This window comes from Nocardia pseudobrasiliensis NBRC 108224 (assembly GCF_001613105.1).
GTDB lineage: Bacteria > Actinomycetota > Actinomycetes > Mycobacteriales > Mycobacteriaceae > Nocardia > Nocardia pseudobrasiliensis.
On record NZ_BDBS01000007.1, the window covers coordinates 19,762 to 40,618 of the forward strand.

Consider the following 20,857-nt stretch of genomic DNA (forward strand, 5'->3'; position numbering starts at 1 on the left):
CGCGGCTCATTCGAACGTCGCGCCGGTTACCCGGCCGAGCCCCGTGTGCACGCCCGGGCCCAGGCAGCCGGACATGTTGTCCATGGTCACGACGTCGTAATCGGCGACGATCCGCACCCGATCGCCCTGGCCGAGACCGTCGGTCACGCGCAGCACCCCGGTCGTGGGCTGACTCATGCCGACCGGCCACGGACCCGACAGCACACTGGTCTGCCCGTCGGACCAGACGATCGTGACGGTGATCGGACCGTCGGCCGGATGCATGCAGTCCGACCACGCGGTGTGCACGCCGGTGAAGGTGCCGCTCGTGATACCGGGCACGGTGCCGAAGCATTCGCGCAGCACACCGGCCGAGGTGAAGGTCAGATACTGCGGGGTCATGGTGATCGCCGCGTCGACCGCGGTCCACCGGAACTCCCCCGCCCGGCAGCCGCCCATCGGCGCGCTGGCCGAACTCGGTGCGGCACAACCGAATGCGGTCGCGATCAGTACGACCGGTGTCAGCGCCGCGATGGCTTTGGACATTCCTGAATCCTCGCCGCTGCCGCGCCGCATCCCCGGGCACGCCCGTCGCCCCGGCGTGTCCGTGGCCGCGATTGATATTCAATCTGCACAGCCGACCGGCCGGTAGGGGGCGCAGATTGCGCAGTCCGCTCCGGCTCGGCGAAGCCGCCGAACCACCAGGGTCGCTTCTGGCAGCATGACGCCATGGAGTTGATCGGGTTGGATCGCATCGAGGCCGCGGCGAAGTTGCTGGAGCCGGTCATCCGGCGCACGCCGGTCGTCGCCTCGCGCGTGCTGTCGGAACGCACGGGCTTCGAGGTACGGCTCAAATGCGAGAATCTGCAGCGCACCGGATCGTTCAAACCACGCGGCGCCTACAACCGGATCGCGAATCTGACCGCGACCGAACGTTCGCGCGGCGTGGTGGCGGCCAGCGCGGGCAATCACGCGCAGGGAGTCGCTTGGTCCGCAACGACTCTCGGCATCGACTCGACGGTGTTCATGCCGGTGGGCGCGTCGCTGCCGAAGCTGGTGGCCACCCGGGCCTACGGCGCCACGGTTCATCAGGTCGGCGACACCATCGAACAATCCATCGCGGCCGCAATGGATTTCGCCGAACAGACCGGCGCGACGCTGATCCACCCCTTCGATCACGACGATATCGTCGCCGGCCAGGCCACGGTCGGACTGGAACTGCTCGAGCAGCTGCCGGATGTGGGTACCGTGCTGGTGCCCACCGGGGGCGGCGGGCTGCTGGCCGGTGTCGCGATCGCCATGCACCATCTGGCCCCGCATGTGCGGGTCGTGGGCGTGCAGGCGGCCCAGGCCGCGGCCTGGCCGAAGTCCCTGACTGCGGGCAAACCCGTTGCGCTGGAACGCATGTCGACCATGGCCGACGGTATCGCGGTCGGCCTGCCCGGCGACGTGCCATTCGCGCATATCGCCGAATACGCCTCGACCGTGGTCACCGTCAGCGAGGACGCGCTGTCCGGTGCGCTGCTGCTGTGTATGGAACGCGCCAAACTGATCGTCGAACCCGCGGGCGCGGCCGCGGTGGCCGCGCTGATGGCCTGCGGGACCGAGGAATTGGGGCTTACGGGCCCGGTCTGCGCGATCCTGTCCGGCGGCAATGTCGACCCGCTGCTGCTGACCCGCATGATCGGCCACGGTCTCAGCGCCGCGGGCCGCTATCTGGCCGTGCGCGTGACCCTGTCCGATCGCGCGGGCAGCCTGGGCCGACTGCTGGCGGCGCTCGCCAAGACCGGCGCCAGCGTCGTCGACGTGGTCCACTCACGCACCGGCTCGTGGCTGGCCATCGACGAGGTCGAGGTTCTGCTCACCCTCGAGACCCGCGGCCCCACCCACCGCGGCGATGTCCTCGAGGCCCTGTCCGAGGCGGGTTACACCGTGCGCGTACAGGATTGAGCGTCAGCACTTGGACTTGTAGAAGTACTTCGAATTGGCGTCCATATCGGTCTGGGTGATGGCGATCATGTCGGTCCGCACGGTCCGGGTGACCGGTTTGCCCTCGAGGGCGGCCACGGCCTGATCCACGCCGTCGACGCCGATCGTGCCCGGATCCTGGGCGATGAGCGCCTGCACGGTTCCGGCCTTCAGATCCTCGACCTGCTTGGGGCTCGCGTCGAAGCCGACCAGCTTGACCTGACCGAGCTTGTTGGCATTGCGCAGACCGGTCGCCGCACCCTCGGCGGAGCTGAGGTTGGTGGCGAAGATTCCGGCCAGATCCGGATGCGCGGCCAGGGTCGCGGTGACGATCGAGGCGGCCTGGGCGGCGTCGTTGTTGTTGTACTGCACGCCGAGTGAATTCATGCCCGGATGGTTCTTCAACTCGTCGGTGAAGCCCTGGGCGCGCTGATCGGTGGTCGAGGTTCCCGCCTTGGTATTGATCACCAGCACCGGGCCCTTGTCGCCCACCAGCTTCGCGAGCGTCTGCGCGGCCAGCTGACCGCCCTTGGTGTTGTCGGAGGAGATCGACGACAGCGCGATCGAGGTGTCGTCCAGGGCGGTGTCGACCTCGACCACCTTGATGCCCGCGTCCCTGGCCTGCTTGATCGGGCTGGCCATCGCGGTCGCGTGCGTCGGCGCGATCAGAATGGCCCCGGGCTTGTTCGCGATGACGCCGGTGACGATCGGGGTCTGCAGCGAGGCGTCGAATTGGGTGGGCGCCTGCGTATCCAGTTGGTATCCCAGCTTTTTGGCCTCGCCCTGCGCGCCGCACTGCATCGAGATGTAGAACGGCTCATTGGCGACGCCGGGTATGAGCACGATCCGCTTGGTGTCGGCGCTTCCCGAATCGCCGACCTTGCCACTGCATCCGGCCAGTACCGCCGTCGCGGCCGCCAGTACGGCGACCATTGCCGTCCCCGTTCTCATCTGCGCCTCACCTTCGAGTTCTGCTGTGCTACTTCCGGTCTCGCGACCGCCTTCGGATCTGGTCGAACCACACGGCCGCCACGAGCACGATGCTCACCGCGATCGGCTGCCAGAACACCGGCACCCCCGCGATGACGAAACCCTTGCGCAGCACCGACGGAATGAACACCCCGATGACGGTGCCCAGCACCGATCCCGCGCCGCCGAACAGGCTGGTGCCGCCGATCACCACGCCCGCGATGGCATCGAGATTGTCGGTCCCGTGCCCGCCGATGGTGGTGGTGCCGAAATACGCCAGATTCATGAAACCGGCCAGGCCCGCGAGCGATCCGGTCATCAGATACACCAGCACCAGATGTCGGGTGACCCCGATACCGGCCCGCCGCGCCGCCTCGGCATTGGAGCCGATGGCATAGGTGTAACGCCCGAAGCGGGTGGTGTGCAGCAGCCAGGCCCCGGCGAGGGTCACCACCGCGGCGACCAGCACCAGAATCGGGACGCCGCCCAGTACGGTGCCGAAACCCAGTGAGTCGCGCAGCTTTCCGGGCACCGTTCGGGTATCGACGCCGCCGGTGATCAGTTGCGCCGCGCCCAGGGCCGCGCCGAAGGAGCCCAGGGTGACGATCAGCGGCGGAATCTTGGCCTTGGCCACCAGCATTCCGTTCACCAGGCCCCAGAACGACCCGCCGACAAGCGAACCCGCCAAACCGACCGCGACAATGCCCCATCCGGCGTGCGTGGCGTCCTGTCCGGGGCTGAGCCACTCCATGAGTTTGGAACCGATGACACCGGAGAAGATCAGCACCATACCCACCGACAGATCGATGCCGGAGGTGATGATCACGAAGGTCATGCCGATCGACAGCACCAGCAGCACCGAGGTCTCGATGAGCAGGGTCTGCAGGGTGAAGCGGGTCGGGAAGGAATGCGGGCGCAGGATGCTGAAGGCGGCGTAGAGCACGATCAGCACCAGGCCGATCCACAGCGTGCTGGCACCCGTGATCCGTTGCCACAGAGCGCGTTCGGGCAGCGGGGCGGCCTCGGTCTCGGTCATTGCTCATCCTCGGTGTTCAGCGCGCCGGTCATGGCGCCGACCAGTTGCTCGAGGGTGGCGTCGGAGCCGAAGCGGGCCACCCGCCGCCCCAGGCGCAGCACCTCGATCCGGTCGGCCACCGCCAGGACCTCGGGCATGTTGTGGCTGATGAGCACGACGGCTATGCCTTGGTCGCGCACGCGGCGGATCACCTCGAGCACCCGTTCGCGCTGCACCACGCCCAGCGCGGCGGTCGGCTCGTCCATGAACACCACCTTGCTGGCCCACATCACCGCGCGGGCCACGGCGACGGTCTGGCGCTGACCGCCCGACAGCGCGCCGATCGGCACATCCGCGCGCGGCAGCACCACGCCCAGACGCTGGAAGTGCTCGGCCGCTTGGGATTTCATCGCCCTGCGGTCGAGCATGCCCAGCCGCCCGGGCAGGCCCCGGCGGAACAGTTCGCGGCCGAGAAACAGATTCGCGGCCGGGTCCAGATCCGGCGCGACGGCCAGATCCTGATACACGGTTTCCACCCCGAGCCGGCGGGCGGCCGTCGGCGAGGCCATCCGGACCGGTTCACCGTCGAGCAGAATGCGACCCTCATCGGGTTGTTCGGCGCCCGAAAGGCATTTCACCAGTGTGGATTTGCCCGCGCCGTTATCGCCGACGAGTGCGACGACCTCACCGGCGTCGACTTGAAAGTTGGCTCCCCGCAATGCCTCCACGCCGCCGTAGCGTTTGACCAAGCCCTCGGCTTCCAACACCACGGATCACCCCGTCGACCTCGACTCCAGCGGATGACCGATCCGCCCGCCCGATGGTAGTGACGGGTGCGGCGCGGCGTGAGCGGAATCGACGAAGATCAGCGCCACCCCAGTTTCGGGGGCTCAGTGCGCGCCACCGAGTTCGAGCGCGAGCACGCCGAGAATCACCAGCGCGATACCGCCCATTTGAATCGCGGTGAGCGATTCGCCGAGGAACAGCACCCCGATGGTGGCCACCGCGGCCACGCCGATGGCCGACCACACGCCATAGGCGACGCCGATCGTCATACCCCGCTTCAACGCCTGGGACAGGAACACGAATGCCGCCACATATCCGACGACCACGATGATCGAGGGCATCAGCTTGCTGAATCCGTCGGAGATCTTCAGCGAGACGGTCGCCGTGACCTCGGAGACGATGGCCAGCGCGAGCAGCAGGAATGTCATTGCCGCAGAATAGCCATCGCCGCGATCAGCCCAGTGCGGCGGCCGTGGGGACCACGACGCCGTAGAGGTCGGCGATCGTGGCCAGCGCGGCGGCGTGCAGGTCCGCGGCGGTCACCGCGTCGATCGGACGGGCCGCGCAGGCGTCGGCGACCACGGTCGGGCGATTGCCGCGCAGGAAAGCGCCTGCGGTGGTGAAGGTTACGCACATATGCGTCATGAAGCCCGCGACGATCACATTGTCGTTGCCCGCGGCGTCGACGTACTTGCCGAGTTCGGTGCCGACGAATCCGTCCGGGACGGTCTTGACGATCACCGGCTCGCCCTCGATCGGCGCGACGCGGGGATGAATCTGTCCGATCTCGGCGCGGATGTCGTAGGGCGTATCCGCGCCGCCGTCGTTGATCACGTGCAGGACCGTGGCCCCGGCGGCCCGGGCGCGAGCGAGCAGTTCGGCGGCGGCGGCGAGGGCGGGCTCCCAGCCGGTGAGTTCCATGACGCCGCGGGTGTAGGTGTTCTGGTAGTCGACCAGGATCAGCGTCGCCTCGGCCAGGGCCGCCGGGCTCTGATCGAAGCCGTTGAGTTCGCGCAGGGTTGTCGCCATCGTCTGTCCTTCCGATTTTCTCGAACCGCCTGGTCGGCGGCCGATTTCCAGGCTAGGGCGAGGCAGGCGTGTCGGAAATGTCATGTAGGCTGCAGATTCGGACATGCCCTTCATCGAGCGGACGGACCAGTTGAGCGCCATCGAACGCTTGATCGTGATCGTCGTCTTCGACGGCGTCGACCTGCTGGATGTGACCGGTCCGCCGGAGGTCTTCGCGCTACTGCGCCGCGAATTGGGCGAGCCGACCGGATACGAGGTGGTGCTGGCGGCCGAGACGCTGGATCCGGTGACGACCGCGGCCGGGGTTCGGGTGCTGCCCGATATCACCTTCGCGCAGGTGTCCGCGCGGCGGATCGATACGCTGCTGGTGCCCGGCGCGGTGGAGGTCGACGAGGATCGGCGAGTGCGCGCCGTTACCGATCCGGCGGTGGTGGAGCGGGTGCGGCTGCTGTCGGGTGAGGCGCGGCGAGTGGCGTCGGTCTGCGTCGGGGCGCATATTCTCGCGGCGGCCGGACTGCTGGACGGCAAGCGCGCGACGACGCACTGGTCGACGGCGAAACAGCTTGCGGCCGAACATCCCTCGATCGAGGTGGATGCCGATCCGATCTTCATTCGGGAGAACGACATATGGACCGGCGCGGGTATCACCGCGTGCCTGGATCTGACGCTGGCGCTGGTGGCCGAGGATTTCGGTGAGCGCTGGGCGTTGCGGGTCGCGCGGCAGCTGGTCATGTATCTGAAGCGACCGAGTGGTCAGAGCCAGTTCAGCGTGTCGCTCGAACCGGTGTCGACCACGCGTCGCATCGATGCGCTGCGGCACTACATCACGACCAATATCGCCGCGCCGCTGACCGTTCCGGAACTGGCCGAACGGGCCCATGTGAGCGAGCGGCAGCTGGCGCGGATCTTCAAATCCGAACTGGGCACGACGCCCGCGGCCTATATCGAATCGGCCCGCGTCGAAATCGCCCGGCATCACTTGGAAACCACCGATCACACGCTGGAGCGCGTCGCGACGCTGTGCGGGTTCAACACCACCGACACCCTCACCCGCGCGTTCCGCCGGGTGCTGGACACGACACCGACCGAATATCGAAATCGCTTTCGGCTGAGCTGATTTGCTACGGTCGCGGCGGCGGGCCGGGGATGAGTGCGGCCAGGGCGGCGGTTAATCCGGCGCGGTGGTCGGGGGTCAGCAGGTCCAGCAGTTGGCGATCGAGGCGGGCGGTGACCTCGGCGGCGATGGTCAGCAATGCCCTGCCGTGTTCGGTGACCTCGAGGCGGGCGCGACGACCCTGGCCCGCATTGCGGCGGGCGACCGCGCCCATATTCTCGAGGTTGCGGACCGTGGCGTGCATGCTCTGGGCGGTGATGCCCGCGCGGCGGGCCAGATCGCTGTAAGACAGTTCGGGATTGCGCGCGAGATGACCGAGCGCGCCGAGCAGCCGCAGGCTCAGGCCGTGTTCGGCCAGCGCCTCCTCCAGACCCCGGGCGGCGAGCCGGCCCGCCATGATCAGCCGGGCCGTCACCGAGGTGATCATGGCCTCGCCACCGGTCGGGGGCGATTCGGGGTCGGGGCTCATCTAACGGCTCGTTTCGGCAGGTCGGGTCGGGATGTGTCGGATGACTCACCTTCGCTTCAGCCTAGCTTGCAGCCGGGCTTAAAGTTTAGGGGTGACCAAGGCTCTCCTCTCCCTGCACGTCATCGCCGTCATCCTCGCGATCGGTCCGGTGACCGTGGCGGCCAGCATGTTCACCCCCTTCGTACGCCGCGCCCTCGCCGCCGAGGAATCCACCCGCGACACCGCGTCGCTGCGCACCCTGCACCGCATCTGCCGGGTCTATGCCGCGGTCGGCGTGGCCGTCCCGGTCCTGGGCATCGGCACTGCCGACAGCATGGGCATCCTGACCGAGGTCTGGATCGCGGTCTCGATCGCCCTGACCATCGCCGCGGCGGCCGTCCTCGGTTTGGCCGTCCTGCCGCGACAGGCGAACATCCTCGCGAATTTCACCGCCGACACCCCGACCGCCGAACCGGCGCTGGCCAAGGCTCTCGGCCGCCTGGCCTCCTATACGGGCCTGTTCAACATTCTGTGGGTGACGGTCACGATCCTGATGATCGTGCGTCCGGGCTCATCCACCCACGCCTGAGCCCGGGCATTCCCATATGTGAACAATATTGTCGCCCAACGTCTTTCGTGTGAGAATTCTTCCATCCGAAATCGATGGAGCGCCATCATGATTCACACAGGGAAATATCCGATGTCCGTCGCCGCGGGCGCCTTCGGACTTCTGTTCGGCCTCGCATCGGCCGTCACCCAGGCCGCACCGCCCGTCACCGCGTATGTAACCTCCTACGGCTACAACGACAATGACGACGGTGCGGGCCACTACGGCACCGATGTCATCGCCTACCCCGGCCTGCACCAGCACGCGACCGAGGATCTGGGTACCTTCGACCACCCCACCACCTTCGCCACCGACCCCCGGGAATTCACACCCGGCACGAAAATCTATGTCCCCCATCTTCGCAAGTATTTCGTCATGGAGGACGGCTGCGTCGAATGCACCTCCGACTGGAACAACCGCAGGTACCACGTGGACCTGTGGATGGGTCCCTCGGCCCTACAACCCGAACCAGCCCTCGACGACTGCGAGGCCGCGATCACCGGTGATTTCCAGATAATGCCCGCGCCCGCCCCCGACCTACCGGTGGACACGACCCCCATGTTCTCCAACGGCAGATGCACCGTGCACCTCTACTGACCGATCCGCCGCACCACCGCGGCATGATCGACCGGATTGCCGGTGTCCACCCGCAGCACGGGCGTGAGTCCCAGCGGAATCCCGTTGGCGGCCCACCGATCCCAATCCTCGGCCAACCTCCGCTCGTCCTCGTACAGCGACCCGCGGGACCGACGGGCATAACGCTCGCGAGCCGTCCCGGGCGGGACGTCGCACCAGATCTCGACCGCGTGCGACGCGCGGCTGAGCGCGATTCCGGCACGGGCGAATTCGAGGTCGCGCGGGCGATACCACCACGAGTCCACCACGGCGTGGCCCCGGGCGGCGGCCGCCAGCGCCCAGATGGTGTCCATTGCGATAGCGCCCAGCGCGGGACCGGCGATGCGGTCGCCGAGATCTGCGGCCAGCGCCTCCTTGATTCGGTCCTTGCTCAGTAGGCAGGCGTCGAGTTCGTGAGCGAGGCCCTGGGCCAGGGTCGATTTACCCGAGCCGGGAAGACCGTTGACCAGCACCAGGATTCGGGTATCTGCCATGTCACAGGTCGGAGATCAGTTCGCCCAGGTCCTAGCCTCGGTGACGGACTGGCGGACCTCGTCGAGTTGCTTGGCGACCTGGGTGCCGGCCGTGCCGCCGCGCGCGTTGCGGGAGGCGATCGAGCCTTCCACCGTGAGCACCTCGCGTACCTTGGGGGTGAGTGCGGGATCCACGGCGGCGAATTCCTCGTCGGTCAGCTCGTCGAGGCCGACGTCGCGGGATTCCGCGGCGCGCACGCACGCGCCCGCGGCCTCGTGCGCGACGCGGAACGGAACCCCTTGGCGGACCAGCCATTCGGCGATATCGGTGGCCAGGGTGTAGCCCGCGGGAGCGAGTTCGGCCATGCGATCGGTATGGAAGGTCAGGGTGGACACCAGGCCCGCGATCGCGGGAAGCAGCAGTTCGAGCTGGGCCACCGAATCGAACAGCGGCTCCTTGTCCTCCTGCAGATCCCGGTTGTAGGCCAGCGGCTGCGCCTTGAGCGTCGCGAGCAGTCCGGTGAGATTGCCGATCAGCCGCCCGGCCTTACCGCGGGTGAGCTCCGAGACGTCCGGATTCTTCTTCTGCGGCATGATCGACGATCCGGTGGACCAGGCGTCGGCGAGGGTGATGTAGCCGAATTCCGGTGTGCTCCAGAGGATCACCTCCTCGGCCATGCGCGACAGGTCCACCGCGGTCATCGCCAGCACGAACGCCGCCTCGGCCGCGAAATCGCGCGATGAGGTGGCATCGATCGAATTGGCCGCGGCCGCGTCGAAATCCAGATCGGCGGCGATGGCCTCGGGGTCGAGTCCGAGCGAGGATCCGGCCAGCGCGCCGGAACCGTAGGGCGACACCGCCGCCCGCTTGTCGAAATCGCGCAGCCGATCGATATCGCGCAGCAGCGGATGCGCGTGCGCGAGCAGATGATGGGCCAGCAGCACCGGCTGGGCCGCCTGCAGATGGGTCTTGCCCGGCATCACCGCGTCCGGATGCGCCGCGGCCTGCGCGACCAGGGCGTCCACCACGTCCAGCACCCCGGCCGCGACCCGGCGCGCCGCATCGCGCAACCACATCCGAAACAGCGTGGCCACCTGATCATTACGCGAGCGCCCCGCGCGCAGCCGACCACCGAGCTCCGCGCCCACCCGCTCGATCAGCCCGCGCTCCAGCGCACCGTGTACATCCTCATCGGATTCGGCCGGACCGAACGCACCGGAATCCACATCGGCGGCAAGGCGATCCAGCCCGGCGAGCATCTCCGCGAGATCGCCCTCCGACAGCAGCCCCGCCTTGTGCAGCACCCGCGCATGCGCCTTGGAGGCGCGAATATCGTAGGGCGCCAACACCCAATCGAAATGCGTGGACTTGCTCAGCGCAGCCATCGCCGCGGCCGGGCCGGAGGCGAAACGTCCGCCCCACAGCGCGCCCTGGTTGGTGCTGCCGCCCTGGTTCATCGGTCTCCTGTGGGTCGTTGTGCGGTCATCAGAATGTGCCGGTCGAGTTCCGGCAGTGCCGTATCGCCGACCTCACGGCCGTGATCGGTCAGCACCTCGGCGGCCCGGCGGTCGGTCACCGTCCAGCCGTGCGCGCCGAACCAGTCGCGCGGATCGCTGCGGCCCTCCATCGAGTACCAGAGGCTCTCGATCGGATCCCGCGTCCGGTCTTCGGCCGGGCGCGTCGCCTTGCCGGTGTTCAGCGCGAGGCGACTGCCCGGCGCGCTGAGCGCGGCGATATTCTCGAACAGTCGATCCTGCGCCTCGGCGGGCAGATAGCGCAGCAGCCCCTCGGCAAGCCAGGCCGTCGCGGCGGACGAGTCGAAACCGTTGTCCCGCAGCGCCTTCGGCCAATCCTCGCGCAGATCCACCGCCACCTCGCGCCGATCGACGCGCGGCTGCTCACCGGCGAGCGCATTCGCCTTGAACTCCAGCACCTTCGGCTGATCCAGTTCGAACAGCACCGTGCCGGAGGGCCATTCGAGCCGATAGGCCCGCGCGTCCAGCCCGGAGGCCAGGATCACGACCTGCCGGATGCCCGCCGACATCGCCGCGGTGAAGAACTCGTCGAAGTAGACGGTGCGCGCGGTCAAGAACACCGACATCGGCTCGTATCTGCGCTCGACCTCCGGATCGAGCGCGACCCCGTCGCCCAGCAGCCGGGCCCAGTCCGGACCGACCGCCTCGACCAGCCGGGCCGCGTACGGATCCCGGAACAGCGCGTCGGGGCGGCGGGATTCGATCGCCCGCATGGCCGCGACGCCGACGGCCGTCACACCTACGCTCTCGCTGATGTCCCAGCTGTCGCCGTCGCTCCGCATTTGCGCAGGCTACTACTTCTTGCTGAGATCCCGGCGCGCGGCGACCTTGGACGACAGGCCGTGGATCTGCACGAATCCCTTGGCCAGCGATTGGTCGAAGGTATCGCCCTCGTCATAGGTGGCCAGATTGAAGTCGTAGAGCGACTCGTCGCTGCGGCGGCCGTTGACCACGACGCTGCCGCCGTGCAGCACCATGCGCACCTCGCCGGAGACATGGTCCTGGGTGTTGGCGACGAACGCGTCCAACGCGCGCTTGAGCGGGGAGAACCACAGGCCGTCGTAGACCAGCTCGCCCCAGCGCTGCTCGACCTGCCGCTTGTAGCGACCGAGTTCGCGCTCGATGGTCACGGCCTCGAGTTCCTGATGCGCGGTGATCAACGCGATCGCGCCCGGGGCCTCGTAGATCTCGCGGCTCTTGATGCCCACTAGCCGGTCCTCGACCATATCCAGGCGGCCCACACCCTGGCGGCCCGCACGGGTGTTGAGTTCGGTGATGGCCTCGTACACGCTGACCGGGCGGCCGTCGATGGCGACCGGAACGCCCTTGTCGAAGGTGATGATCAGCTCGTCGGGGGCCTCGAAGTTGACCGTCGGGTCGACGGTGTAGTCGTAGACGTCCTTGGTCGGGGCGTTCCACAGATCCTCGAGGAAGCCGGTCTCCACCGCGCGGCCCCACAGGTTCTGGTCGATGGAGAACGGCGACTTCTTGCTGACCGTGATCGGCAGCGAGTTCTCCTCGGCGAAGGCGATGGCCTTCTCCCGCGTCCAGGCGTAGTCGCGCACGGGCGCGATCACGTTCAGATCGGGCGCGAGCGCGCCGATGCCGACCTCGAAGCGCACCTGATCATTGCCCTTACCGGTGCAGCCGTGCGCGACCGTGGACGCGCCGTGGTATTCGGCGGCCTCGACGAGGTGCTTGACGATGAGCGGACGGCTGATCGCCGACACCAGCGGATAGCGGCCCATGTAGAGCGCGTTGGCCTGCACGGTCGGCAGGCAGTACTCATCGGCGAACTCGTCGCGCGCGTCCACCACGATCGCCTCGACCGCGCCGCAGTCCAGCGCGCGCTGGCGGACGACGTTCATATCCTCGCCGCCCTGGCCCAGATCGATCGCGACCGCGACGACCTCCGCCCCGGTCTCCTTGCCGATCCAGCTGATGGCGACGGAAGTGTCCAACCCGCCGGAATAGGCGAGTACGACGCGATCGGCCATGTCAGACGCTCCTCAGGTTTCGTGTGCTCGAGACTGCGGCGGCCTCGGACCCGCCGCCTCCCCGGACCGCCCGAACCGCTTACAAATGATTATGCATGACGATGCAAGCTCATTCATAATCGGGGTCGCCGATCACCGCGCGGGGCAGCCGAGCCGCAGGTCCTCGCGGCGGTAGCGCGAGGCGTGGGCCGACGCCGCTTCCCACCCCGCGCCGGAATCAATGATCATATGCGGCGAAACTGGACAATTACCGCGAAACCCCATGTGGTTCAAGGCGATAGCCCGCATGCGCCGGATGGGGTGTGGGAGCCTTGAAGAGGCAATATCCGGGCGCGGGAAGGATCGAACGGTGCTTACGAACTTCGGCAGCTTGTTCTATCAGATCGGGTCGGACATCTTGATGGTCGGACAGTCGGTGATCCAGCTCGTCTCCGACCTCTTCGGCGCGGGCGGTGGTTACGGCGGCGGCGGGGTATACCCGCCGGGGCAGTACCCACTGGCCTGAGCGTCGTGGTCGGATGCCCCCCAGCGACATCCGACCACGATCCCTCATTCAGGACAGCGTCATCAGACCCTGGATCGACAATGTGGTCAGCCCCCGCGAACCGCATTTCTGATTGGTCTGCGCGCCCAGCGTCAGCAGCGAGATGCTGTCGGCCTTCAGCTCGCCGTCGCTGACCGCGGCATCGATGGACAGCCCGTTCGACGAACCGGGCGTGATCCGCAGCGCGAAGGAACTGGTCGCGCCCGAGACCCAGCCGAGGGTTCCGCTGCCGTCGGCGCTGATCGCCAGTCCGCATTTACCGCCGCGGGCCGCGGTCGCGGTGGCCTGGGCGGTCGCCTTGATCGTGCTCGCCGACAGCTGATCGTGCCGACCGTTCATCGAGGTGCAGCCCTCGAGCGTCCCGGTGATGTCGACATTGGCCGAGCCGTCGGCCTTCAGGGCCGGATCGAAGTAGAACTCGAGGTTCACCGAACAGGTCAGATCGCCGCCGCTGGCCTGTGCGGGGGCGGCCGGGACGGACAGCAGGACCGCGCCGAACGGCAGCGCCGCGGCGAATAGGGCCATTGCTCGGAAGTGTCGCACTGCCATGACCGAGTACCTCCAGCTTCACTGCGTGACATGCCGTTTCGGAGATCAGAAAGGCGTGCTCAAACTACAGCGTGGCCTACTGTCCGCGGTCGGTTTGGGAGCGCGCGGAGATCGACTCGGCGAAACATCCTGCGCCCCAGCGCCTATCGCTAGGGGTTCGGGCGATAGGGGTTGCGTCAGCGTTCCAGCAGTCGTACGTGGCCGGGTTCGAGTTCCTCGACCGAGCCGACGCCCAGTAGTTTCATCGTGCGGGTCAGCTGGGTGCGCAGGATCTCGATGGCCCGATCCACCCCGGCCTCTCCCCCGGCCATCAAACCGTACAGATACGCCCGGCCGATCAGCGTGAAGCGAGCGCCCAGCGCGAGCGCGGCCGCGATATCGGCCCCGTGCATGATGCCGGTGTCGAGGTGAATCTCCAGTTCGTCGCCGACCTCGGCCCGCACCGCGGGCAGCAGCCGCAGCGGCACGGGCGCTCGATCCAGTTGGCGGCCACCGTGATTGGACAGCACGATACCGTCCACCCCCAGCCCCGCGAGCCGTTTGGCATCCGCGACGGTCTGCACGCCCTTGACCAGCACCCGACCCGGCCAGCGCTCGCGCAGCCAAACCAGATCCTCGAAGCCGACGGTCGCGTCGAACATGACGTCCAGCAGTTCGGCGACCGTGCCCGACCAGCGATTCAGCGAGGCGAAGGCGAGCGGTTCGGTGGTCAGGAAATTCCACCACCAGTGCGGTTTACGCAGCGCGTCCAGCGCGCCGGCGAAGGTGATCGACGGCGGGACGGTCATTCCGTTGCGCACATCGCGCAACCGGGCCCCGCCGACCGGCACGTCGACGGTCACCACCAGGGTGTCGAATCCGGCCGCCACCGCCCGGTCGACCAGCGCTATCGATCGGTCGCGGTCCTTCCACATGTACAACTGGAACCAGTTGCGCGCCCCGGAACCCGTTGCGGCGGCGACATCCTCGATCGCGGTGGTGCCCATCGTCGACAGGGTGAACGGAATTCCGGCCCGCTCGGCCGCCCGCGCCCCGGCGATCTCTCCCTCGCTGTGCATCATGCGGGTGAATCCGGTGGGCGCGATCCCGAACGGCAGCTCCGCCCGTCGGCCCAGAACGGTTGTGCCGGTATCGGTTTCGGCCACATCGCGCAGGATCGCGGGCTGGAATTCGATCTCCTCGAACGCCCGCCGCGCCCGGTCCAGGCTGATCTCCGCGTCGGCGGCCCCGTCGGTGTAGTCGAAGGCCACCTTCGGCGTGCGCTTGCGCGCCAGCTCCCGCAGATCCCAGATCGTCTGCGCCCGGGCCAGTGTGCGCGCTCGGCCCGGGAAGGGCCGCTCGAAGCGCAGCAGCGGCGCCAACTCCCGGGGTCGGGGCATGCGGCGTTTCATCATGGCGACCCTACCCGCGCCGCAATCGCAGCGAGTGCATGCCCGCGTCGACCTCGAGCATGGTCGCGGTGGTCGAAGCCGATCCCGGCCCGGCCAGATAGCACACCGCCGCGGCCACCTCCTCGGCGTCGACCAGCCGCCCGTGCGGTTGTCGCGCCCGCAGCGCCGCGAGTTCGGCCGCGGGATCGTCGCTGGCGGCGAGCAGCCGCTGCACCCACGGGGTGTCGACGGTGCCCGGATTGACGCAGTTGACCCGGATGCCCTCGCCGATGTGATCGGCGGCCATGGCCCGGGTCAGGGCCAGCACCGCGCCCTTGCTCGCACTGTAGGCGGCGCGATTCGGCAGGCCGGTGGTCGCCGCGATCGAGCAGGTGTTGACGATCGCGGCCGCGGGCGAGCGGCGCAGATGCGGCAGCGCGGCCCGCGAGACCCGCACCGCGCCCAGCACATTCACCTCGAACACCCGCCGCCACTCGTCGTCGGAGTTGTCCTCGATCGTGCCCTGCGCGCCGATTCCGGCATTGTTGACCACGATATCGATCCGGCCGAAGCGATCGGCGACGGCCGCGACGGCGGCGCGCACCGACGCGTCGTCACGGACATCGCACACCACCGCCGCACCCTCGGGCCCCGGTTCGTCGCCGGGGTCCAGATCGAGGACTGCCACCCGCGCGCCCGCGCCGAGAAATGCCGTGGCGACGGCCTTTCCGATACCGGACCCACCCCCGGTCACCACCGCCGCCAGACCCGCCAGCGATCCCTCGGACATATCGCCTCACCCCACAATCGCTCCGATGTTTACCACTGGCGAACCTAACATCTGTCCGCGTGGAGCAGAGGAGTTTGCCTGTGATTGCTGAAGATTGGCATCCGAATCATCCTCTTGCCTTGCTAGACATCGGATGTATAGTCGTGATCCAGATCACTGATCGAAACGAGGATCGCGCATGGCACATATCACCGCGCTGGACACCCTCGATGTTCGGTTCCCGACGTCGACGCAGCTGGACGGCTCCGACGCGATGAATCCCGATCCGGATTACTCCGCGGCGTATGTGGTGCTGCGCACCGATCATCCGGACGGCTACGCCGGTCACGGATTCGCGTTCACCATCGGGCGCGGCAACGAGGTGCAGCGCGTTGCCATCGCCGCGTTGGAGCGTCTGGTTGTCGGTCGCCCGATCACCGAAATCGTCGGCGATCTGGGCGGTTTCGCGCGCTCGCTGACCGACGACTCGCAGCTGCGCTGGCTGGGCCCGGAGAAGGGCGTGATGCATATGGCCATCGGCGCGGTCGTCAACGCGGCCTGGGATCTGGCCGGGCGGATGGCCGGGAAACCGGTGTGGCAGTTGGTCTCCGAGCTGAGTCCGGAGCAGTTCGTGGATCTGATCGACTTCCGCTACCTCACCGACGCGCTCACCCGGCAGGAGGCGCTGGCGCTGCTGCGCCGCGCCGAACCGGGGAAACGCGACCGCGCCGATCGTTTACTGACGTCCGGATATCCCGCCTACACCACCTCACCCGGATGGTTGGGTTACTCCGACGCCAAACTCGACCGGTTGGCCCGGCGCGCGGTCGCCGACGGTTTCGGCATCATCAAACTCAAGGTCGGCCGCGATATCGACGAGGATCTGCGCCGATTGAAGATCGCCCGCGCCGCGGTCGGCCCCGGTATCGGCCTGGCCGTGGACGCCAATCAGCGCTGGGGCATCGACGAAGCGGCGGAATGGATCTCGCGTCTGGGCCCGGCCGAGCTGTCCTGGGTGGAGGAGCCCACCAGCCCCGACGACATCCTGGGCCACGCCGAGATCCGCCGCCGCACCGGCGCGCGCATCGCCACCGGCGAGCACGGCCAGAACCGGATCCTGTTCAAGCAGCTGCTGCAGGCGCAGGCGGTCGATGTGGTGCAGATCGACGCGGCGCGGGTGGGCGGGGTCAACGAGAATCTGGCAATCCTGTTGCTGGCGGCCAAATTCGGTGTTCCGGTGATCCCGCACGCGGGCGGGGTGGGATTATGCGAATTGGTGCAGCATCTGGCGATGATCGACTATGTCGCCGTCTCGGCCACCATGTCCGGGCGCGCCATCGAATACGTCGACCATCTGCACGAGCATTTCCGCGATCCGGTGCGGGTGGTCGGTGGACGCTATCTGGCACCGCGCGCACCGGGTTTCAGCGCCGAGATGCTGCCCGCCTCGCTGACCGACTACACCTATCCCACCGGCACGGCCTGGCGGACCTGTAAGGAGTACGAGAACTGATGTACACCAGGATCATCGGCGCGGCCGTGGCCGCCGCACTGGCCGTAACCGTCGCCGCGGGCTGCACCCGCGAACCGGCTGGGCCCGGCTCACCCGGCGGCAATGCGGTCGATGTCGGCAGCGGCGCGGCCGACGGCGTACCGGTCGGCGCCGACCAGCCTCGTTCGGATTCGGATTTCTGGAGCGCCTACGCCGGATACCTCGGCCCGAAGGCCGCCGCGGGCGGGGTGCGCCTGGAGAACACCTCCTCCGACAACGACTCCAACCGGCTGCGCTCCAATGTGGATACGCTGCTGTCGAAGAATGTGCGGGCCCTCATCCTGGCGCCGCAGGACACCGCCGCGGTCAAACCCGCGATCGCCGCCGCGGCCGCCCGCAAGGTGCCGGTGGTCACCGTCGACACCCGCCCCGACAGCGGCGGGGCGTATATGGTCGTGCGCGCCGACAATCGCGCCTACGGCACGAAATCGTGTACCTACCTGGGTGAAACGCTGCACGGCAGCGGCAAGGTCGTCGAATTCCAGGGCGATCTGGCCTCCATCAACGGACGCGACCGATCCGAGGCGTTCGCCGACTGCATGCGCTCGAAGTACCCGGGTATCAAGGTGATCGAGATCCCCACCGACTGGAAGGGCGATCGGGCGGTGTCGGGTCTACAGGACAAGCTGCTCACCGATCCCGATATCAACGGCATCTACATGCAGGCGGGCGGGGTCTTCCTGCAATCGACGCTGGCCCTGCTGCGCCGCAGCGGCAAACTCGTGAAAGCCGGTCAGCCGGGCCACATCACGATCGTGTCCAACGACGGCATCCGGGCCGAACTCGATGCCATCGACGCCGGTGAGATCGACGCCACCGTCTCCCAGCCCGCCGACCTCTACGCCCAATACGCGGTGACCTACGCCGAGGCCGCCACCGCCGGACGCACCTTCGCCCCGGGACCCACCGATCACGGCTCGACGATCATCGATACCGGAATCGGCGGCATGCTCGAGGATCAGCTGCCCGCGCCGGTGGTCACCCGCACCGGCGGCAAGGTCGGCGACCTCGACACCGTCGCGACCTCCGATCCGGGACTGTGGGGCCGGAAATGACCGTGGCCCAACAGGTTTCCGAACCGGTGGCCGAGGCGATCGGGGTGTCCAAACGCTTCGGGCGTACCGTCGCGCTGGATCGGGTCGACCTGTGCGTGCGCGCGGGCCGCACCCACGCCCTCGTCGGGCGTAACGGCGCGGGGAAGTCCACGCTGGTATCCATCCTCACCGGCCTGACCCCGCCCGACGAGGGCGAGGTCCGCTTCCACGGCCGTCCCGCGCCCGCCCCGGCCGACCGCGACGGCTGGCGATCCCGGGTGGCGTGCGTCTACCAGCATTCGACGATCATTCCCGATCTGTCGGTGGCGGAGAATCTGTTCGTCAATCGGCAGGGTCTGGGCGGGCCGATCGTGCGCTGGGGCGCGCTGCGCGCCCGGGCGCGCGAACTGCTCGACACCTGGTCGGTGCCGGTCGATGTCGAGACCCCGGCGCGGGAGCTGTCGGTGGAACGTCGCCAGCTGGTGGAGATCGCGCGATCGCTGTCGCACGGCGCGCGGTTCATCATTCTCGACGAACCGACCGCCCAGCTGGACGGTCCGGCCATCGCCCGGCTGTTCGCGCGCATCCGCGATCTGCAGGAGCACGGGGTCACCTTCCTGTTCATCTCCCATCATCTCGACGAGACCTACGAGATCTGTTCCGACATCACGGTTTTCCGCGATGCGCGTCACATCGTCACCGCACCGGCGGCCGAACTCGGCAAAAGCGAACTGATCGCGGCGATGACCGGTGATTCGATCGACCTCGAGACGGCGGTACCGCGACGGTCGGGACCGCGCGGCGATGCCCCCGCGCTGCGGGTGCGGGGGCTGAGCCGGCCGAACGAATTCGCCGACATCGCCTTCGAGGTGCGGCCCGGTGAGATCCTCGGACTGGCCGGCGGCGGCAGCAGCGGCCGCATCGAGATCGCGGAGACGATCGTCGGATTGCGCCGCGCCGCCGCCGGTGTCGTCGAGGTGTCCGGAGTCGCGCTGCGCCACAGCGGCGTTCGCGCCGGACGCGACGCGGGAATCGGCTTCGTGCCGCGCGACCGGCTCGACGAGGGCCTGGTGCCGGAGATGAGCGTGGCCGACAACACCACTCTGACCGTGCCCCACAAACTGGGTCGCCTCGGAACCATCGCGGGATCCAGACGAGACGCCCTGACCCACAAAGCGATCAAGGAGCTGGGCATCAAAACCGACGGCCCCGGCCAATCGGTGGCCGAACTGTCCGGCGGCAATCAGCAGAAGGTCGTCTTCGCCCGCGCCCTGGCCACCGATCCCGCGGTGCTGGTGCTGATCACCCCCACCGCGGGTGTCGACGTGCGCTCCAAACAGACCCTGCGAGAGGTGGTGCGCGACACCGCCGATCGCGGCACGGCCGTACTGGTCGCCTCCGACGAACTCGACGATCTGCGCGACTGCGACCGAGTCCTGGTGCTGGTCCAGGGAGCACAGACCACAACGTTCGACAAGGGCTGGGACGACCGCGAACTGGTCTCCGCCATGGAGGGACTGTGATGGCGACGACCCGACCTCGTTTGCGCTGGGGCGCATTTCGCGATTTCCTGCTGGTGCCGCCGATCCTGCTGGTGCTGGTGGTCGGCTATTTCATCAACGCCAACTTCGTCTCCCGGGACAACCTCACCAATGTCCTCACCACCATGAGCGGTATCTCGCTGATCGTGCTGGCGGAGGTGCTGGTCCTGCTGGTGGGGCGGATGGACCTGTCGCTGGAGTCGACCTTCGGACTGGCTCCGGGCGTGGCGATCTGGGCGACGATGGGCACCGCGAAGGTCGGGGCCTACACCTGGACCTCGCCGTGGATGACCATTCCGCTCGCGCTGCTGGTCGGGCTCGCGGTGGGTGCGGTCAACGGCGTGCTGATCGTGCGGTTCGGACTCAACGGATTCATCGTGACGCTGGCCATGCTGATCGCGCTGCGCGGCCTGCTCACCTTTCTCACCTCGGGATTCACACTGACCAAAATTCCGGATTCGGTCGAATGGCTCGGCAACGCACGGACATTGGGCGTTCCGATCAATGTGCTGATCTGCCTGGCGCTGTTCGCGATCGGATATCTGATCCTGCGGTACACCACCGCCGGACGGGCGCTGTACGCGGTCGGCGGCAACGAGGCCGCGGCGCGGGCGGCCGGTATCCGCACCGACCGCGTGGTGATCACCGTGCTGGTCGTCGCGGGCGCGCTGGCCGCGATCGGCGGGCTCATCTACTCCGGGCAATTCGCCAGCGTGCAGGTCAGCCAGGGCGACGGCATGATCTTCAATGTCTTCGCCGCCTGTGTGATCGGCGGGGTCGCGCTCAACGGCGGCCGCGGTTCGGTCCTGGGCGCGTTCTTCGGCATCCTCGTGCTCACGCTCATTCAGAAGCTGCTGTCCTACGGCGGTGTGAGCGCCGATTCGCTGAAGTTCATCAATGGCGCACTGATCCTCGTGGCCCTGATCATCACCCGCCTGGCCAGTGGCCGCCGACAGGAGTGA

Annotated in this window: 23 protein-coding genes; 9 read left to right on the forward strand and 14 right to left on the reverse strand. The window is 67.9% G+C overall.

Annotated features, from left to right (window positions below; genetic code table 11):
- Positions 1-6: 6 nt before the first annotated feature.
- The gene (locus NP4_RS09270) at positions 7-525 is read right to left on the reverse strand and encodes a hypothetical protein (RefSeq protein WP_067994993.1); all 519 of its coding nucleotides are present in this window, start codon (positions 523-525) and stop codon (positions 7-9) included.
- A 183-nt stretch (positions 526-708) separates the two neighbouring features.
- Here NP4_RS09270 and ilvA point away from each other — a divergent pair, with 183 nt between their 5' ends.
- Complete coding sequence (gene ilvA / locus NP4_RS09275; protein WP_067994996.1) at positions 709-1,929, forward strand: threonine ammonia-lyase; 1,221 nt, start codon at positions 709-711, stop codon at positions 1,927-1,929.
- A gap of 3 nt (positions 1,930-1,932) precedes the next feature.
- Here ilvA and NP4_RS09280 read toward each other — a convergent pair whose 3' ends face one another.
- The 5 genes from NP4_RS09280 to NP4_RS09300 form a co-directional block, all read right to left on the reverse strand.
- Positions 1,933-2,898, reverse strand: a complete 966-nt coding sequence (locus NP4_RS09280; RefSeq protein ID WP_067994999.1) for an ABC transporter substrate-binding protein — start codon at positions 2,896-2,898, stop codon at positions 1,933-1,935.
- A 28-nt stretch (positions 2,899-2,926) separates the two neighbouring features.
- A complete protein-coding gene (locus tag NP4_RS09285) occupies positions 2,927-3,952 on the reverse strand; it encodes an ABC transporter permease (protein ID WP_067995005.1) in 1,026 nt (341 codons plus the stop codon).
- Positions 3,949-4,701 (reverse strand): ATP-binding cassette domain-containing protein, encoded by a 753-nt coding sequence (locus NP4_RS09290; RefSeq protein ID WP_067995008.1) that lies wholly within the window; start codon positions 4,699-4,701, stop codon positions 3,949-3,951. Before NP4_RS09290 ends, NP4_RS09285 begins: the two co-directional genes overlap by 4 nt.
- 120 nt (positions 4,702-4,821) lie before the next feature.
- Positions 4,822-5,145, reverse strand: a complete 324-nt coding sequence (locus NP4_RS09295; protein ID WP_067995012.1) for a DMT family transporter — start codon at positions 5,143-5,145, stop codon at positions 4,822-4,824.
- 25 nt (positions 5,146-5,170) lie between these two features.
- Positions 5,171-5,746 (reverse strand): isochorismatase family protein, encoded by a 576-nt coding sequence (locus NP4_RS09300; RefSeq protein WP_067995014.1) that lies wholly within the window; start codon positions 5,744-5,746, stop codon positions 5,171-5,173.
- 103 nt (positions 5,747-5,849) lie between these two features.
- Between NP4_RS09300 and NP4_RS09305 the strand changes: the two genes are divergently transcribed.
- Positions 5,850-6,863 (forward strand): GlxA family transcriptional regulator, encoded by a 1,014-nt coding sequence (locus tag NP4_RS09305; protein ID WP_067995017.1) that lies wholly within the window; start codon positions 5,850-5,852, stop codon positions 6,861-6,863.
- Between the two features lie 4 nt (positions 6,864-6,867).
- Here NP4_RS09305 and NP4_RS09310 read toward each other — a convergent pair whose 3' ends face one another.
- Positions 6,868-7,329: a MarR family winged helix-turn-helix transcriptional regulator gene (locus NP4_RS09310; protein WP_067995020.1), complete on the reverse strand. Its 462-nt coding sequence runs from the start codon at positions 7,327-7,329 to the stop codon at positions 6,868-6,870.
- A 91-nt stretch (positions 7,330-7,420) separates the two neighbouring features.
- On the opposite strand from NP4_RS09310, the gene NP4_RS09315 reads away from it, so the two are divergent.
- Together NP4_RS09315 and NP4_RS09320 are read left to right on the forward strand one after the other, a co-directional pair.
- Positions 7,421-7,897, forward strand: a complete 477-nt coding sequence (locus tag NP4_RS09315; protein WP_067995022.1) for a hypothetical protein — start codon at positions 7,421-7,423, stop codon at positions 7,895-7,897.
- 87 nt (positions 7,898-7,984) lie between these two features.
- Positions 7,985-8,512, forward strand: a complete 528-nt coding sequence (locus NP4_RS09320; RefSeq protein WP_067995025.1) for a hypothetical protein — start codon at positions 7,985-7,987, stop codon at positions 8,510-8,512.
- Here the strand turns inward: NP4_RS09320 and NP4_RS09325 are convergent.
- From NP4_RS09325 to NP4_RS09340, 4 genes are read right to left on the reverse strand one after another with little or no spacing between them, the layout of a single operon-like run.
- Entirely contained in the window at positions 8,506-9,024 is a 519-nt protein-coding gene (locus tag NP4_RS09325) for a P-loop nucleotide/nucleoside kinase family protein (protein ID WP_082875705.1), read from the reverse strand. The two genes, NP4_RS09320 and NP4_RS09325, sit on opposite strands and share 7 nt — an antisense overlap.
- 15 nt (positions 9,025-9,039) lie before the next feature.
- On the reverse strand, positions 9,040-10,461 hold the full coding sequence (argH, locus tag NP4_RS09330; protein WP_067995029.1) for an argininosuccinate lyase: 1,422 nt from the start codon (positions 10,459-10,461) through the stop codon (positions 9,040-9,042).
- Positions 10,458-11,321, reverse strand: a complete 864-nt coding sequence (locus NP4_RS09335) for an SAM-dependent methyltransferase (RefSeq protein WP_067995031.1) — start codon at positions 11,319-11,321, stop codon at positions 10,458-10,460. Before NP4_RS09335 ends, argH begins: the two co-directional genes overlap by 4 nt.
- 12 nt (positions 11,322-11,333) lie before the next feature.
- The gene (locus NP4_RS09340; protein WP_067995034.1) at positions 11,334-12,536 is read right to left on the reverse strand and encodes an argininosuccinate synthase; all 1,203 of its coding nucleotides are present in this window, start codon (positions 12,534-12,536) and stop codon (positions 11,334-11,336) included.
- Positions 12,537-12,885: 349 nt separating this feature from the next.
- Here NP4_RS09340 and NP4_RS40800 point away from each other — a divergent pair, with 349 nt between their 5' ends.
- Complete coding sequence (locus tag NP4_RS40800; protein ID WP_156524897.1) at positions 12,886-13,041, forward strand: hypothetical protein; 156 nt, start codon at positions 12,886-12,888, stop codon at positions 13,039-13,041.
- 48 nt (positions 13,042-13,089) lie between these two features.
- Here the strand turns inward: NP4_RS40800 and NP4_RS09350 are convergent, their stop codons facing one another.
- The 3 genes from NP4_RS09350 to NP4_RS09360 form a co-directional block, all read right to left on the reverse strand.
- Positions 13,090-13,605 (reverse strand): hypothetical protein, encoded by a 516-nt coding sequence (locus NP4_RS09350; protein WP_067995039.1) that lies wholly within the window; start codon positions 13,603-13,605, stop codon positions 13,090-13,092.
- Between the two features lie 200 nt (positions 13,606-13,805).
- Positions 13,806-15,020, reverse strand: a complete 1,215-nt coding sequence (locus NP4_RS09355; RefSeq protein ID WP_067995095.1) for an alpha-hydroxy acid oxidase — start codon at positions 15,018-15,020, stop codon at positions 13,806-13,808.
- A gap of 10 nt (positions 15,021-15,030) precedes the next feature.
- Entirely contained in the window at positions 15,031-15,789 is a 759-nt protein-coding gene (locus NP4_RS09360; protein WP_067995042.1) for an SDR family NAD(P)-dependent oxidoreductase, read from the reverse strand.
- Positions 15,790-15,967: 178 nt separating this feature from the next.
- Here NP4_RS09360 and NP4_RS09365 point away from each other — a divergent pair, with 178 nt between their 5' ends.
- From NP4_RS09365 to NP4_RS09380, 4 genes are read left to right on the forward strand one after another with little or no spacing between them, the layout of a single operon-like run.
- A complete protein-coding gene (locus NP4_RS09365) occupies positions 15,968-17,281 on the forward strand; it encodes an enolase C-terminal domain-like protein (RefSeq protein ID WP_067995044.1) in 1,314 nt (437 codons plus the stop codon).
- On the forward strand, positions 17,281-18,375 hold the full coding sequence (locus NP4_RS09370; RefSeq protein WP_067995048.1) for a sugar ABC transporter substrate-binding protein: 1,095 nt from the start codon (positions 17,281-17,283) through the stop codon (positions 18,373-18,375). The genes NP4_RS09365 and NP4_RS09370 overlap by 1 nt, the downstream gene beginning before the upstream one ends.
- On the forward strand, positions 18,372-19,877 hold the full coding sequence (locus tag NP4_RS09375) for a sugar ABC transporter ATP-binding protein (RefSeq protein ID WP_067995051.1): 1,506 nt from the start codon (positions 18,372-18,374) through the stop codon (positions 19,875-19,877). Before NP4_RS09370 ends, NP4_RS09375 begins: the two co-directional genes overlap by 4 nt.
- On the forward strand, positions 19,877-20,857 hold the full coding sequence (locus NP4_RS09380; RefSeq protein ID WP_067995056.1) for an ABC transporter permease: 981 nt from the start codon (positions 19,877-19,879) through the stop codon (positions 20,855-20,857). The genes NP4_RS09375 and NP4_RS09380 overlap by 1 nt, the downstream gene beginning before the upstream one ends.